13 protein-coding genes are annotated in these 13,480 nt (G+C 72.9%); 6 read left to right on the top strand and 7 right to left on the bottom strand.

Going from position 1 to position 13,480, the window contains the following annotated elements:
- Positions 1-19: 19 nt before the first annotated feature.
- The gene (locus ACH4RC_RS31040) at positions 20-832 is read right to left on the bottom strand and encodes an alpha/beta fold hydrolase (protein ID WP_398206776.1); all 813 of its coding nucleotides are present in this window, start codon (positions 830-832) and stop codon (positions 20-22) included.
- Positions 833-967: 135 nt separating this feature from the next.
- Between ACH4RC_RS31040 and ACH4RC_RS31045 the strand changes: the two genes are divergently transcribed.
- Positions 968-1,792, top strand: coding sequence for a Cof-type HAD-IIB family hydrolase (locus ACH4RC_RS31045; protein WP_398206778.1), 825 nt, complete (start codon positions 968-970; stop codon positions 1,790-1,792).
- Positions 1,793-1,825: 33 nt separating this feature from the next.
- Here the strand turns inward: ACH4RC_RS31045 and ACH4RC_RS31050 are convergent, their stop codons facing one another.
- The gene (locus ACH4RC_RS31050) at positions 1,826-2,347 is read right to left on the bottom strand and encodes a hypothetical protein (protein WP_398206780.1); all 522 of its coding nucleotides are present in this window, start codon (positions 2,345-2,347) and stop codon (positions 1,826-1,828) included.
- Between the two features lie 531 nt (positions 2,348-2,878).
- On the opposite strand from ACH4RC_RS31050, the gene ACH4RC_RS31055 reads away from it, so the two are divergent.
- The 5 genes from ACH4RC_RS31055 to ACH4RC_RS31075 all read left to right on the top strand — a co-directional run bounded on the left by ACH4RC_RS31055 (position 2,879) and on the right by ACH4RC_RS31075 (position 7,361).
- Positions 2,879-3,064 carry a hypothetical protein gene (locus ACH4RC_RS31055; protein ID WP_398206782.1) on the top strand — a complete coding sequence of 62 codons (186 nt, stop codon included), beginning with the start codon at positions 2,879-2,881 and terminating at the stop codon, positions 3,062-3,064.
- A 254-nt stretch (positions 3,065-3,318) separates the two neighbouring features.
- A complete protein-coding gene (locus tag ACH4RC_RS31060; RefSeq protein WP_398206784.1) occupies positions 3,319-4,473 on the top strand; it encodes an alpha-lytic protease prodomain-containing protein in 1,155 nt (384 codons plus the stop codon).
- Positions 4,474-4,555: 82 nt separating this feature from the next.
- Positions 4,556-5,341 (top strand): NPP1 family protein, encoded by a 786-nt coding sequence (locus ACH4RC_RS31065; RefSeq protein WP_398206786.1) that lies wholly within the window; start codon positions 4,556-4,558, stop codon positions 5,339-5,341.
- A 216-nt stretch (positions 5,342-5,557) separates the two neighbouring features.
- A complete protein-coding gene (locus ACH4RC_RS31070) occupies positions 5,558-6,883 on the top strand; it encodes a lipase family protein (RefSeq protein WP_398206788.1) in 1,326 nt (441 codons plus the stop codon).
- A 67-nt stretch (positions 6,884-6,950) separates the two neighbouring features.
- Entirely contained in the window at positions 6,951-7,361 is a 411-nt protein-coding gene (locus ACH4RC_RS31075; RefSeq protein WP_398206790.1) for a RidA family protein, read from the top strand.
- A gap of 8 nt (positions 7,362-7,369) precedes the next feature.
- On the opposite strand, the gene ACH4RC_RS31080 is transcribed toward ACH4RC_RS31075, so the two are convergent.
- The 5 genes from ACH4RC_RS31080 to abc-f all read right to left on the bottom strand — a co-directional run bounded on the left by ACH4RC_RS31080 (position 7,370) and on the right by abc-f (position 13,321).
- Complete coding sequence (locus ACH4RC_RS31080) at positions 7,370-8,854, bottom strand: SulP family inorganic anion transporter (RefSeq protein WP_398206792.1); 1,485 nt, start codon at positions 8,852-8,854, stop codon at positions 7,370-7,372.
- Positions 8,851-9,429 (bottom strand): carbonic anhydrase, encoded by a 579-nt coding sequence (locus tag ACH4RC_RS31085; RefSeq protein WP_398206794.1) that lies wholly within the window; start codon positions 9,427-9,429, stop codon positions 8,851-8,853. The genes ACH4RC_RS31080 and ACH4RC_RS31085 overlap by 4 nt, the downstream gene beginning before the upstream one ends.
- 74 nt (positions 9,430-9,503) lie before the next feature.
- Positions 9,504-9,839: a hypothetical protein gene (locus tag ACH4RC_RS31090; protein WP_398206796.1), complete on the bottom strand. Its 336-nt coding sequence runs from the start codon at positions 9,837-9,839 to the stop codon at positions 9,504-9,506.
- Between the two features lie 211 nt (positions 9,840-10,050).
- Complete coding sequence (locus tag ACH4RC_RS31095; protein WP_398206798.1) at positions 10,051-11,682, bottom strand: ABC-F family ATP-binding cassette domain-containing protein; 1,632 nt, start codon at positions 11,680-11,682, stop codon at positions 10,051-10,053.
- Complete coding sequence (gene abc-f, locus ACH4RC_RS31100) at positions 11,675-13,321, bottom strand: ribosomal protection-like ABC-F family protein (protein WP_398206800.1); 1,647 nt, start codon at positions 13,319-13,321, stop codon at positions 11,675-11,677. Before abc-f ends, ACH4RC_RS31095 begins: the two co-directional genes overlap by 8 nt.
- Between the last annotated feature and the right edge of the window lie 159 nt (positions 13,322-13,480).

The following is a 13,480-nucleotide window of genomic DNA, read 5'->3' on the forward strand; positions in this document are numbered from 1 at the left end:
CCGTCTTACGGTGAGCGTCTCACGGGGTCGGGCAGCGCTCGCGCAGGAAGTCGAGCAGCACGCTGTTGAACCGCTCCGGCCGCTCGGCGCCCGGCAGGTGTCCTGCCCCCTCGACGACGGCGAGCGTGGCGTCCGGGACGAGCCCGGCGATCGCCTCGGCCTCGGCGACCGGCGTGTAGACGTCGTCCGCGCCGACCACGACCAACGCGGGCACGCGCGCGGCCGCGAGGCTGTCCCGGTAGTCGGGCCGCTCGGCCCGCCCGCGGAGCGCGGCCGCCGCGCCTCGCGGGTCCGTGGCGCGCATCATGCCGAGGACGTGGGCGGCGACGTCCGGCAGCGCCGCCACGTTGTAGGCGGCCAGCATCTTGTCGATGACCTCGTCGGCGTACCCGGCCATGCCCTCCCCGAGGAGCCGGTCGGCGAGCGCGTTGCGGAACGCCTTGCCCTCGGCGGTCTCGGCGGGTGCGGAGGTGTCGGACAGGACGAGGGCGCGGACCCGTCCCGGGTGGCGCAGATGGAACTCCATGGCGATCTGCCCGCCCATGGAGACACCGCCGACCACCGCGCGCTCGACGCCGGCGTGGTCGAGGAGGGCGGCGACGTCGTCGGCGAACCGGGACAGCAGGACGCTGCCGGGCGTGATGTCACTGGCGCCGTAGCCCCGCAGGTCCGGCGTGAGCACCCGGTACCCGGCCGCGACGAGGGCCGCCGCCTGCGGACGCCACAGCGTCCGGTCGAACGGGTGCCCGTGCACGAGGACGACCGCGATCCCGTCCGCCGGGCCCGCGTCGTCGTACCGCAGGGCGGCGCCGGCCACCGTGAGCTGATGCATCGAGCACTCCTGACGTGAGCGGCCGCGGCCGGGGATCATGGCCGCACGGTAGGCCCGCCCGCCCGCTCCGATCAAGGGCGCGACCAGCCCGGACACGTACCTAGACTGGGTGGGTACCCGTACTGAGGATCGATTGTGAACACGCACCACAAGGCGGACATCCGCCTCGTCGTCACCGACATGGACGGCACCCTCCTGGACGCCGACGGACGCATACCCGACGCGCTCTGGCCGCTCCTCGCCGAGCTGAACGAGCGCGGCATCGTCTTCTGCCCCGCGAGCGGCCGCCAGTACGCGACCCTCGCCGACCAGTTCGCCGCCGTGGACGACGGCGGCATGGTCTACATCGCGGAGAACGGGACCTACGTGGTCCGCGGCGGCGTCGAACTCAGCTCCGACCCGCTCGACCCCGAGACCGCCTCCTGGCTGGTCAAGGCGGTGCGGCAGCTCACGGACCAGGGCGTGGACGCGGGCGCCGTCGTCTGCGGCAAGCGGTCCGCGTACGTGGAGCGGTCCGACGAGGCGTTCATGACCGAGGTGCGCAAGTACTACCACCGGCACGAGATCGTCGAGGACGCCTCCGCCGTCGACGACGAGGTGATCAAGGTCGCGCTCTTCGACTTCGGCCGCGCCGAGGAGACCACCGCGCCCGCCCTGAGCGTGCTCGCCGACTCCCACCAGGTCGTCGTCTCCAGCGAGCACTGGGTCGACGTCATGAACCCCGCGGCCAACAAGGGCGAAGCCGTACGGAGCCTCCAGCGGGCGCTCGGCATCACCGCCGCCCAGACCATGGTGTTCGGCGACTACCTCAACGACCTGGAGATGCTCGACGCTGCCGACTGGTCCTACGCCATGGCCAACGCCCACCCGGAGGTGCGACGGCGCGCCCGCCACCAGGCACCGTCGAACACGGAGAACGGGGTCGTGCGCACGGTCAGGGAGACCCTGGGTCTGGAGTGACCCCTCGGCCTCTCGTCCGGGCGGGGCGGTCGCTCAGTGCCCGGCGGCCAGCTTGACCGCGACCACCCCCACACCGATCACGGCGTTCAGCGCGCCCGTCACCAGCGATGCGAGCCGGCCCGCGCCGACCCGCCGCCCGCCGGTGACACCCCACGCGGCCAGCGCCACGACCTCGCTGCCCACCGCGATCCACAGCGCCGTGATCAGCTCCACGACGCCCACCGCGGACAGCCCGATCACCAGGAGCGGGCCGATCGCGCTGGTCAGCAGCGGGCCGCTGGTGAACATGGTGTGCCGGATCTCCGGCAGCCCGGGCATCCGCCCGTGCGCCACGGGGTGCGCCTGCAGATCCGCGACGAGCGTCGCCAGCCACAGCCCGAGCGCCGTCACCGCGACCGACACGGCCGCCCCCACATGCCGTGGATGCCCGCTCTGCGCCTGCCCCACCAGGACGGCGAGCAGGGTGAGCGAGGCATAGATCCGCTCCTTGAGCCGCTCCCGCAACACATCCGCATGCTCCTGCACGACTTCGCTCGGCGACATGCTTTCCGTCATGCGCGCAGCCTAGGCCGGTGCAAGGGCCCGCGGGGCAGCGCAGGCCGGTCCCCGGCGTCATGAGGGCGGCCCCGGCCACTGCCGCGGGCCGGATCGCCCGCACAACGCCTCCGCCTACGGACAAGCCCACGCCTCCGGACCGGGTGGGCTTCCCTGGCCGGTGCTCCAGGGGGTGTCCGCGTGGCGCCGCGCGACGCGTCCGCTTACTGGCAGGCTCGCGCCTCCGGGCCGGGTGGGCTTCCCTGGCCGGTGTCCCAGGGGGTGTCCGCGTGGCGCCGCGCGATGTCTCCGCTTACGGACAGGCTCGCGCCTCCGGGCCGGATGGGCTTCCCTGGCCGGTGGCCCGGGGTGTCCGCGTGGCGCCTTCGCTTACTGGCAGGCTCGCGCCTCCGGGCCGGGTGGGCGACCCTGGCCGGTGGCCCGGGCCGGGGCGCCGCATGGTCACGCGCGACGCCCTCGCCTGCCGACGGTCCGCTCCCCGCTCGCCCAAGTGGGCAGCCCAGGCCGTTGCCCGCGGGGCAGAGTGGCCGCATGACACCGCATCCGACGCCTCCGTCTGCCGACAGCCGCCGCGCCTCCGGGAGTTCCCGGGGCTGCTACGCCTGCGCCGGCGAAGCCGGGTTCGCCGGTCTGCCGCCGCGCGAGCACATCGCCTCGGACCCGCATCGGCGCGGCACACCCGAGCCCGGCTCACCCCCGTACCGCCCGACGGCGTGATCAAGACACCCGGCCCGTACGTCGCACCCCCGCGCGTTTCCCTCAACCCCCTTCCCCGAAACCCCAGTTCACAGAGGCCCCGCCCCACTCACCCCCGGCCCGCACAATGCCCGGAACGCATCGCTCCATTGGCATGGACCTGCCCATGATCACTCGCTACGCTCCCCAGTGACATGCCGCACGAGCGCACCCCGCGTGCCGTTCCACCCCTGTGCCAACCCCACACCACACGGGAAACGACGAAGGGCCGACCCATGCGACGTACCAGACCCATACGTGCCGTCCTGACCGCCCTGCTGGTCTCCGGAGCCTGCGCCACCGCCGGGTTCCTCCCGGCCCAGGCGGCCGGCGCGGACACCGCGCGGGCCGAGCGCGCGCCCGCCTCCGAGGGCCTCCTCACCGCGATGCAGCGCGACTTCGACCTCACCGCGCCGCAGGCCAAGGCGCGGCTCGCGGCCGAGAAGCAGGCGACCGCCACCGAGAAGAAGGCCCGGAAAGCCGCCGGTTCCGCGTACGCCGGTTCCTGGTTGACCCCCACGGACCAGGAGCTGACCGTCGCCGTCACCGACCGCGACAAGGCCGCCGCGGTACGGGCCACCGGAGCCACCGTCCAGCTCGTCGGCCGCAGCGCCGCCCAGCTAGACGCCGCCAAGAAGCGCATCGACGCGCTCGACGCCCCGGCCGGCGTCAGCAGTTGGCGCGTCGACTGGCAGTCCAACCGCGTCGTCGTCGAAGTCCTCGCGGACCAGCAATCAGACAACGATGTCAAGGCGTTCCTCGCACGCGCGGCCAAGACAGGACCCGTGACCGTGCACGCCACGGAGCACGCTCCGACCACCTTCGCCGCCGGAACGGTCGGCGGCGACCCGTACTACACCGGCAACGTCCGCTGCTCCATCGGCTTCTCCGTCCACGGCGGCTTCGTCACGGCAGGCCACTGCGGCGGCGCCGGACAGAGCGTCAGCGGCTGGGACCGCTCCTACATCGGCAACTTCCAGGGCTCGTCGTTCCCCGACAACGACTACGCCTGGGTCAACGTCGGCAGCGGCTGGTGGACCGTCCCGGTCGTCCTCGGCTGGGGCACCGTCTCCGACCAGCTCGTACGCGGCTCGAACGAGGCCCCGGTCGGCGCGTCCATCTGCCGCTCCGGCTCCACCACGCACTGGCACTGCGGCACGGTCCTCGCCAAGAACGAGACCGTCAACTACAGCCAGGGCGCCGTCCGCCAGATGACCAAGACGAGCGTGTGCGCCGAAGGCGGCGACTCGGGCGGCTCGTTCATCAGCGGCGACCAGGCCCAGGGCGTCACCTCGGGCGGCTGGGGCAACTGCAGCAGCGGCGGTGAGACCTGGTACCAGCCGATCAACGAGATCCTCGGCCGCTACGGGCTGACCCTGCACACGGCCTGAAGTCCCGACACGACGACCTCGGAGGCGTGGCACGGGTGAGCACCATCCCGTGCCGCGCCCTCCGTGATGCCCAGGAGACCCGTTGAACCCCACCCGCACCACCCGCACCACCCGCACCATCCGCCGCGCCGCCCTCACCACCGGCGGCGCCCTCGCCCTCGTCATCGGCTTCGCGGGCAGCGCCCTCGCCGCGCCGCCGCCCGCCCTGCCCGGCAACGCCGACGCGACCGAGCAGACGTACCAGCCCGCGTACGACTACGACACCGACGGCTGCTATCCCACGCCCGCCATCGGCCCTGACGGGACCGTCAACGGCGGGCTCAAGCCGAGCGGCGCGCTCAACGGACAGTGCCGCGACGCCTCGGACCTCGACAACACCAACGGTTACTCCCGCACCAAGTGCGACAACGGCTGGTGCGCCGTGATGTACGGGCTCTACTTCGAGAAGGACCAGGCGGTGGCGGGCAGCGGGCTGGGCGGGCACCGCAACGACTGGGAGCACGTCGTCGTCTGGGTGCACGACGGGCAGGCCGCGTACGTCGCCACCTCTGCCCATGGCGGGTTCCACATCCATCCGCGCGATCAGATCCGCTGGGACGGCACCCACCCCAAGATCGTTTACCACAAGGACGGCATCAGCACCCACTGCTTCCGCGCCGCGACCGCGAACGACGAGCCGCCGGAGAACCACAAGGGCACCTGGCAGTTCCCGGCTCTCGTCGGCTGGAACGGCTATCCGGCCGGGCTGCGCGACAAGTTGAGCGCGTACGACTTCGGGAGCGCCAATTTCGGCCTGAAGGACAGCAGTTTCGCCAGTCATCTGGCCGCCGCGCTGCCGCCGGGGGTGCCCTTCGACGTCAACGCGTAGGCGTCCCGCACGCACGCATACGCGTATACGCGCGAGTAAGTTACTGAAACGTAACCCTCCGAGTGCTACCGGCGGTAACTCCGTCCTGGATACCGTCCCCGCGAAGCGTGGGGACGGTGGGACGACCGGGCCGCACGCACCGTCGGCCTGCCCCACCCCGGCCGACTGCCGCCAGGTCCGGAGTCGAGAACTCCGCCTGCACTCAGGAGGTTTGCCATGCCCGCTCCCACCCGCCTGCTGGCCGCCGCCGTCACCGTCGCCGCCTGCGTCGGCGCGCAGGCCCTGCCCGCCGCCGCTGCGGCCGGCTCGCAGAACGTGGTCTCGCGCGGCGTCACCATCCCCGAGTTCTACAACCCGCCCGCCGAACTGCCGGACGGCAACGGCGCGCTGATCCGCAGCGAGCCGCTCCCGCTGGCGCTGAGCCTGCCGACGCTGCACGGCCCACTGCCCGGCAAGGCCACCCGCATCATGTACCGCACGACGGACTCGACCGGCGGCCCCGCCGCGGTCACCGGCGCCTACATCGAGCCGACCGCGAAGTGGCGCGGCAACGGGCCCCGGCCGCTCGTCGCCGTGGCCCCCGGCACCATGGGCCAGGGCGACCAGTGCGCCGCGTCGCTCGGCCTGGAACACCCGCTGAGCCTCAACGGCGACACGGTCTCGGTGGGGTACGAGGATCTGTCGATCTACCGGCTGCTCGCGGAAGGCGTCGCGGTCGTCGTCACCGACTACGTCGGCCTGGGCGCCACCGACCGCCTGCACACCTACGTGAACCGGCTCGACGGGGGCCACGCCGTGCTCGACGCGGTCCGCGCCGCCCGCGCGCTCCAGGGTTCGACGATCACCGCCGCCTCGCGCGTCGGCCTGTTCGGCTACAGCCAGGGCGGCGGCGCCACCGCGGCCGCCGCCGAACTGCAGCCGTCGTACGCGCCCGAGATCACCCTCGCCGGTACGTACGCGGGGGCGCCGCCCGCCGATCTGACCGAGACGACCAAGGGCATCGACGGCACCGATCTCGCGGGCGCCCTCGGCTGGTCCCTCAACGGGTTCCTGCAGTCCGACCCGGAGTTGCGGCCGATCGCCGAGGCGCACCTCAACGACAAGGGGCGCGCCGCGCTCCAGGATCTGTCGACGATGTGCGTGGGCGACACCATCTTCCGCTACAACTCGGCCCGCAGTGCGGACTGGACGAGCGACGGGAAGTCACTCGCCGAGATCATCGAGTCCGAGCCGAAGCTCCAGGCGTTCCTCGCCGACCAGCGGATCGGCACGATGAAGCCGGCCGGTCCGGTCCGGGTGGCCACCGGTGTCAGCGACAACCTCGTGCCGCACGGCCAGGCGCGGCAGATGGCCGTCGACTGGTGCGGGCGCGGCGCCCAGGTCACGTACAAGCCGGTGCTCCTGCCGAACGTGGGGCGCGCCCTGCTCAACCACTTCGCACCGCTCCTCACCGACCAGGGCAGCGCCATCGACTGGCTGACCGACCGGCTCGACGGCAAGGCGGCCGGGAACAATTGCGCGACCATGCGCCTGCAGCCGTGATCTGATGAGGCGGCGCGACGGGTCGCGCCGCCTCTGTCCAGGCCTCACGCAAGGGATGCCCAGCCTCATGGTCCGTGCCGTCACCCTCATCCGCTCGGACGCGCTGTCCGACGTCGCCGAGTACGCGTACGCGGCGACGGCACCGGCCGCGGCGCGGCTTGTCTTCCTCGCCGGTTCCTGCCCGTTGGAGAAGGACGGTTCGACCGCGGCGGTCGGTGACTACGCGGGCCAGGCGGCCAAGTGCGTCGAGAACCTGCGCACCGCGCTCGCCGCGGCGGGCGCGGACCTCCAGGACGTCATCAGCACCCGCGTGCTCGTCGCGTCGGCGCGGCAGGCGGATCTGGTGACGGCCTGGGAAGTGGTCCGCGACGCCTTCGGCGAGCACGACGTGCCGAGCACCCTGATGGGGGTCACGGTGCTCGGCTACCACGACCAGCTCGTGGAGGTCGAGGCGGTCGCCGCCGTGCTCGACGACTGACAGCGGGGTCAGGGCCGGGCGGTGGTGACCTTGACCGGTTCCGTCTCGGCGGAGCTGTGCCGCTCCGCCCAGCTCTCCAGGGCCGTCCTGCACGCGTGGTCGAGGTGGTGGACCCCGGACAGGTGCAGTTCGACGGGGCGGTTCTGCGGCAGCGCCTCCAGGCTGTCGAGGATCTTCGGCAGCCGCAGGAACGTCGCGTTGCCCGTCAGGTAGGCCTGGACGGGACCGGCCCCCTTGTCGATGACCTCCAGCTTCACGTGCGAGGCGTCCCAGGCCGTCTTGGCGACGGACAGGGCGATGCCGACGAGGACGCCCTCGAACATGCTGACCGCGACGATCGACACCGCGGTGACGACCAGGATCAGCGCCTCGCCGCGGTGCTCGCGCCACAGCGCGACGAGCGAGCGCGCCGGGATCAGCTTGGCCCCGGCGTGCACGAGCACACCGGCGAGCGCCGGGAGCGGGATGTAGGCGAGGACGCTCGGCAGCAGCGCCGCGAACAGCAGCAGCCAGACGCCGTGCAGCACGCGGGACGCCTTGGTGCGGGCGCCCGCCTGGACGTTGGCCGAGCTGCGCACGATCACCGCGGTCATCGGCAGCGCGCCGAGCACACCGCACACCGCGTTGCCCGCGCCCTGCGCCATCAGCTCCTTGTCGTACTGGGTCCGTGGCCCGTCGTGCATCCGGTCCACGGCCGCCGCGCTGAACAGGGACTCGGCGGACGCGATGAGCGTGAACGCCACGATCGTGCCGATGAGGCCAAGGCCCGCGAGTTCGCCGAACGCGTCCATGGACGGCGGCTGGACCGACCCGAGCAACCCGTTGACCTCGACGGTGGCGACGGGCGCGGAGAACACGACCGAGGCCGCCGTCGCGAGGCCGACCGCGGCCAGCGGACCGGGAACCACCCGCACGCGCGCGGGCATCCGCTTCCACAGCACCAGGACGGCGACGGTGCCCGCGCCGAGCGCCAGGGAGGCGAGCCCCTCGGCACTGCCGGCGACCTCGACCAGCGCCTCGGGCAGCCCGGCTATCTTGCCGAGCCCCGACTCCGGCGCCTTGGCGTCCAGGACGGTGTAGAGCTGGCCCGCGATGAGGACGAGCCCGATCCCGGCCAGCATGCCCTCGACCACCGAGATCGAGATGGCCCGGAACCAGCGGCCCACCTTCAGGGCGCCCATCCCGATCTGGAGCAGTCCGGTCGCGAGGACGACGACGCCGAGCACCGGCAGACCGAACTCGTCCACGGCCTCGTACACGAGCACGGTGAGCCCGGCGGCCGGGCCCGACACCTGGAGGCTGCTGCCGCGCATGAGCCCGGTGACGAGGCCGCCGACGATGCCGGTGACCAGGCCGAGTTCGGCGGGGACGCCCGAGGCGACGGCGACGCCCACGCACAGCGGCAGCGCGACGAGGAAGACGACGAGGGAGGCGACGAAGTCGGCCTTGAGGTGCGGGTACTTGCGCGCGTCGGCGCGCACCGGGGCGCTCACAGCGCCTCGAAGGCGTCGGTCCCGGAGCGGTGCGCTCGGACGCGGCCGGTGTGCACCTCGTAGTACCAGCCGTGCAGACGCACCCGGCCGTCCGCGAGCCGCCGCTGCACGCACGGGTAGGCGCGCAGCCGCTCCAGCTGGGTCACGACGTGCCGCTGCACGGCGGCCGAGACCGTCGGATCGCCGGGGTCCGGTCCGGCAGGTGCCGCCGCGGCGTGCGAGAGCCAGTCGCGGACGTGGGGCACGGCCGTGAGGTCGTCGCCGCGGACCAGCGCGCCGACGGCGCCGCAGTGCGAGTGCCCGCACACGACGATGTCCTGGACGCCGAGCACCTCGACGGCGTACTCGATGGTCGCGGCCTCCCCGCAGGGGCCGCCGGCCGGGTCGGGCACGATGTTGCCCGCGGTGCGCAGCTCGAAGAGCTCCCCCGGGCGGGCGCCGGTGATCAGTGCGGGCACGACCCGCGAGTCGGAGCAGGTGATGAACAGGGCCTGGGGAGACTGGCCTTCGGCGAGCCCGGCGAACTCCTCAGGGCGTCGTCCGAACGTACGGGCGTGGTCGATGAGGGGCTGCATGACGTGACGTTTCCTCCTGGCGCGCCGTGAGGGCGCGTCGGACTGACAGGACGGTGGGGGGTGGCAGCCGTCTGTCAGCAGAGGAAGACCTGCAACGCGGCAGGGGTGAGGTCGGGCACGGAGCGGCAGGGGCGGGCGCGCGCTTGTGTGACCGGGAGGAACGGGGCGAAGACCGGATGCCGCCGCCCCGCCGCCGGCGGCGGCGCGGGGCCGGGGGACTGAGCGCTTCCGGAGGCCGCGCGGTGCCGGTCCCGGGTGCGCAGCACCTCGACCGCGTCGTGGGGCCGCGGCTGCCCGGGACCGGCGACCGGAACCCGCTCGGCGACGGCCGACACCGTCCACGGCCGCGGCTCATGTGCGGGAGCGAACGCGCGTGCGAAAGCGAAGGAGGGCAGGGTCAGTACGGCCACGACGGCCAGTGCCACCCAGTGACAAGCCCTCCCACCTCGCAACGCGCGTCCTCCTCCCGGCGACCGGAACTTCAAGACAGAACCAATGGTTGGTCAACCAAAGGTCAAGTCGAAGAGTAGCTGTGCAAAGGTGATCGCCGGGTTAACAGCATGTTGCGGCTGTGAGGAAGCGTGAAAAGTGCGGTCTATTGGCGAAAAACGAGCACGGAGATCAGTTCCGGCCCGCGTCGAGCCGTAGCTCCCCGCCCTGCCAGCGCCCGCGCAGCCAGCGGTCGTGGCTGGCGACCACGATCGCGCCGGGGCCCGCGCCCATGGCGTCCTCCAACTCGTCGCACAGGCGCGGGGACAGATGGTTCGTCGGCTCGTCCAGGAGCAGCAGTTCAGGCGGCGCCGCCACGAGCAGGGCGAGCGCGAGGCGCCGCCGCTGCCCGACCGAAAGCTGCCCCACCGGCTTGTCGAGGTCGCTCTCGTGCAGCAGCCCGAGAGAGCGCAGCGGCACCGCGTCCGCCCGCTCGAAGCCGAGCACGCGCGTGTACGTCTCCCGTGCCGTCCGCTCGGGCCGGGCGAACTCGGAGTCCTGCGCGAGCAGCCCCACCGCCGCGCCCTCCCGGCGGCGCACCTCGCCCTCGACGGGCAGCCGCCCCGCGAGCACAGCGAGCAGGGTCGACTTGCCGCTGCCGTTGACGCCGGTGACCAGAAGCCGTTCGGTGGGGGACACGTCGAGCCGGTCCAGGGACAGCCGGCCCGGCACGCGCGCGTGGCGCACTGTCACGAGGGGGGCGTCCGCGTCCGTCGTGCCGGTCGCGCCGAGTGCGACCGGCCGGAACCGCAGAGGGCGCGGCGGCTCCCCGACCTGGCGGCGCTCCAGGTCGTCGAGGCGGCGGGTGGCGTTGCGCACGCGGCGCGCGATCTGGCTCTGCACGCGGTTCGCCCGTACGCCGTACCCCATCTTCTCGTTGTCGCGCATGCCCCGGTCGGGGGCCACGCGGTGCGCGGTGACCCCGGCCGAGGTCCGCAGCTGCTCCAACTCCTCCTGCTCCTCGGCGTAGCGCCGCTCCCAGCGTTCGCGCTCGGCCCGCTTCTGCGCCAGGTACTCGCTGTAGTTGCCGCCGTACCGCACCGGTCCGTCGACCGCCGGATCGAGGTCGACGAGGTCGGTGCAGACGGCGTCGAGGAAGGCGCGGTCGTGGCTGGCGAGGATCACCGCGCCCGGCAGCGCCCGCAGTCGCTCCTCCAGGAAGCGGGCCGCGCCGTCGTCGAGGTGGTTCGTCGGCTCGTCCAGGAGCAGTGCGGACGGGCGCCGTACGAGGAGCGCGGCTAGGGCAAGACGACCGCGCTGCCCGCCCGAGAGCGAGCCGAGGGTCCGGGTGTGCGCCAGCGCGTCGAGGCCGAGCCCGGCCAGGACGAGCGCGGCGCGCCGGTCGGCGTCCCAGACCTCGCGCGCCCGGGCGCTCTCGAGCCGCCGCCCGTAGGAGTCGAGCAGCTCCGGGTAGGAGGGGTCGTTCTCGGGTGTGCGGGCGAGCAGGTCGCCGAGGCGTTCGAGCTCGGCGAGGTCGTTCCGGGCCTCGCGCAGCGCGTCGTCCAGGACGTCGGCGAGGGTCGTCCCGGCGTCGTACGCCATCTCCTGGTGCAGGAAGCCGAGGTCGTGGGGGCGTTCGACGGTGCCGGCGTCGGGGGTGTCGGCCCCGGCGAGCAGCCGTAGCAGTGTCGATTTGCCGACACCGTTCTCGCCGATGAGGCCGATGCGGTGGCCGGGCGAGGCGGTGAGGGAGACGCCGTCCAGGACGCGCCGGGTGCCCAGGGTGCGGATGAGGTCGTGGGCGAGCAGGGCGGGTTCAGGCATCGTCGCCCGCCTCCCCCACCGCGATCTCGGTCAGGCGGCCGTCGGCGAGGCGCAGCGCACGGTCGACGCCGATGGCGGAGAGGAACCGCTCGTCGTGGCTGACCACGAGGAACGCGCCCTTGTACGCGGTGAGCGCGTTCTCCAGGCGGGCGACGCCCGCCAGATCCAGGTTGTTCGTCGGCTCGTCCAGGAGCAGCAGCTGCGGTGCGGGTTCCGCGCACAGGACGCAGGCCAGGGTGGCGCGCAGGAGTTCGCCGCCGGAAAGCACGCCGACGGGCAGGTGGGCGCGCGGCCCGCGGAAGAGGAAGCGGGCCAGGAGGTTCATGCGCTCGGCCTCGGGCCGCTGCGGCGCGAACTCGGCGAAGTTCTCCGCGACCGTGCGGTCGGGGTCGAGCAGGTCGAGGCGCTGGGAGAGGTAGGCGATCCGCCCGTCGGCGCGTCGGACGGTGCCCTCGTCCGGCTCCAGGTCACCGAGGACGAGCCGCAGCAGGGAGGTCTTCCCGGTGCCGTTGGGGCCGGTGAGCGCGATGCGTTCGGGGCCGCGCACGGTCAGGTCGATGCCGTCGCCCGCGAACAGGTCCTGCTCGCCGCGCTCGAGGCGCAGCCCCTCGCCGTGGAAGACGGTCCGCCCGGCGGGCACGCGGGTGTCCGGGAGGTCGAGGGCGAGGGTGGGTTCGTCGCGCAGCTCCCTCTCGGCCGCGTCGAGCCGGGCCTGCGCCTCGCCGACCCGGTGGGCGTGCGTCTGCCCGGCCTTGCCCGCCGCCTCCTGCGCGCCGCGCTTCATGTTCCCGGCGAAGATGCGGGGGAGCCCGGCGTTCTTCAGGTTGCGGGCGGCGTTGGAGGCGCGCCGGTCGGCGCGTTCGCGGGCCTGCTGGAGTTCGCGCTTCTCCCGCTTGACCTCTTGCTCGGCGTTGCGGACGTTCTTCTCGGCGACCTCCTGCTCGGCCCGTACGGCTTCCTCGTAGGCGGTGAAGTTGCCGCCGAAGTAGCGGAGTTCACCGGCGTGCAGTTCGGCGATGCGGTCCATGCGGTCGAGGAGCGCGCGGTCGTGGCTGACCAGGAGGAGCGTGCCGGGCCACTGTTCGAGGACGTCGTAGAGGTGGTGGCGGGCGTCGAGGTCGAGGTTGTTGGTGGGCTCGTCGAGGAGCAGCACGTCCGGGCGCTTGAGGAGCTGCGCGGCGAGGCCGAGCGAGACGGCCTGGCCGCCGCTGAGCGTGGAGAGGCGGCGGTCGAGCGCGACGCCGCCGAGGCCGAGGGCGTCGAGCTGGGCGCGGGTGCGCTCCTCGATGTCCCAGTCGTCGCCGATGACGGTGAAGTGCTCCTCGGCGACGTCGCCGGACTCGACGGCGTCCAGGGCGCGGATCACGGCGTCGACGCCGAGGACCTCCGCCACGGTCAGGCTGTCGCTGAGCGGGAGCGTCTGCGGGAGGTACCCGAGAGGGCCGTGGACGGTGACCGAGCCCCGGGTGGGCGTCAGTTCACCGGCGATGAGCCGCAGCAGAGTGCTCTTGCCGGAGCCGTTGGGCGCCACGAGGCCGGTGCGGCCCGCGGGCACGGTGAATGACAGCGAGTCGAGCACGGGGGTGTCGTCCGGCCAGGAGAAGGAGAGGTTCGAGCAGATGACGGACGTGTCGGACATGGGGGAGACCTCATGGATGAGACGGGTAGCCGAAAACAGGCCACCCGGGACACGGAAAAGGGGACGACTTGGAGGCCATGACGGCGTGCGATGCTCCACGGCGTGCGTGGCACCGGCCGATGGCCTGTCAGATCCGGATCTCATCCGGAGATGTCGTCG

The organism is Streptomyces sp. NPDC016845, from assembly GCF_044332585.1.
Lineage (GTDB): Bacteria > Actinomycetota > Actinomycetes > Streptomycetales > Streptomycetaceae > Streptomyces.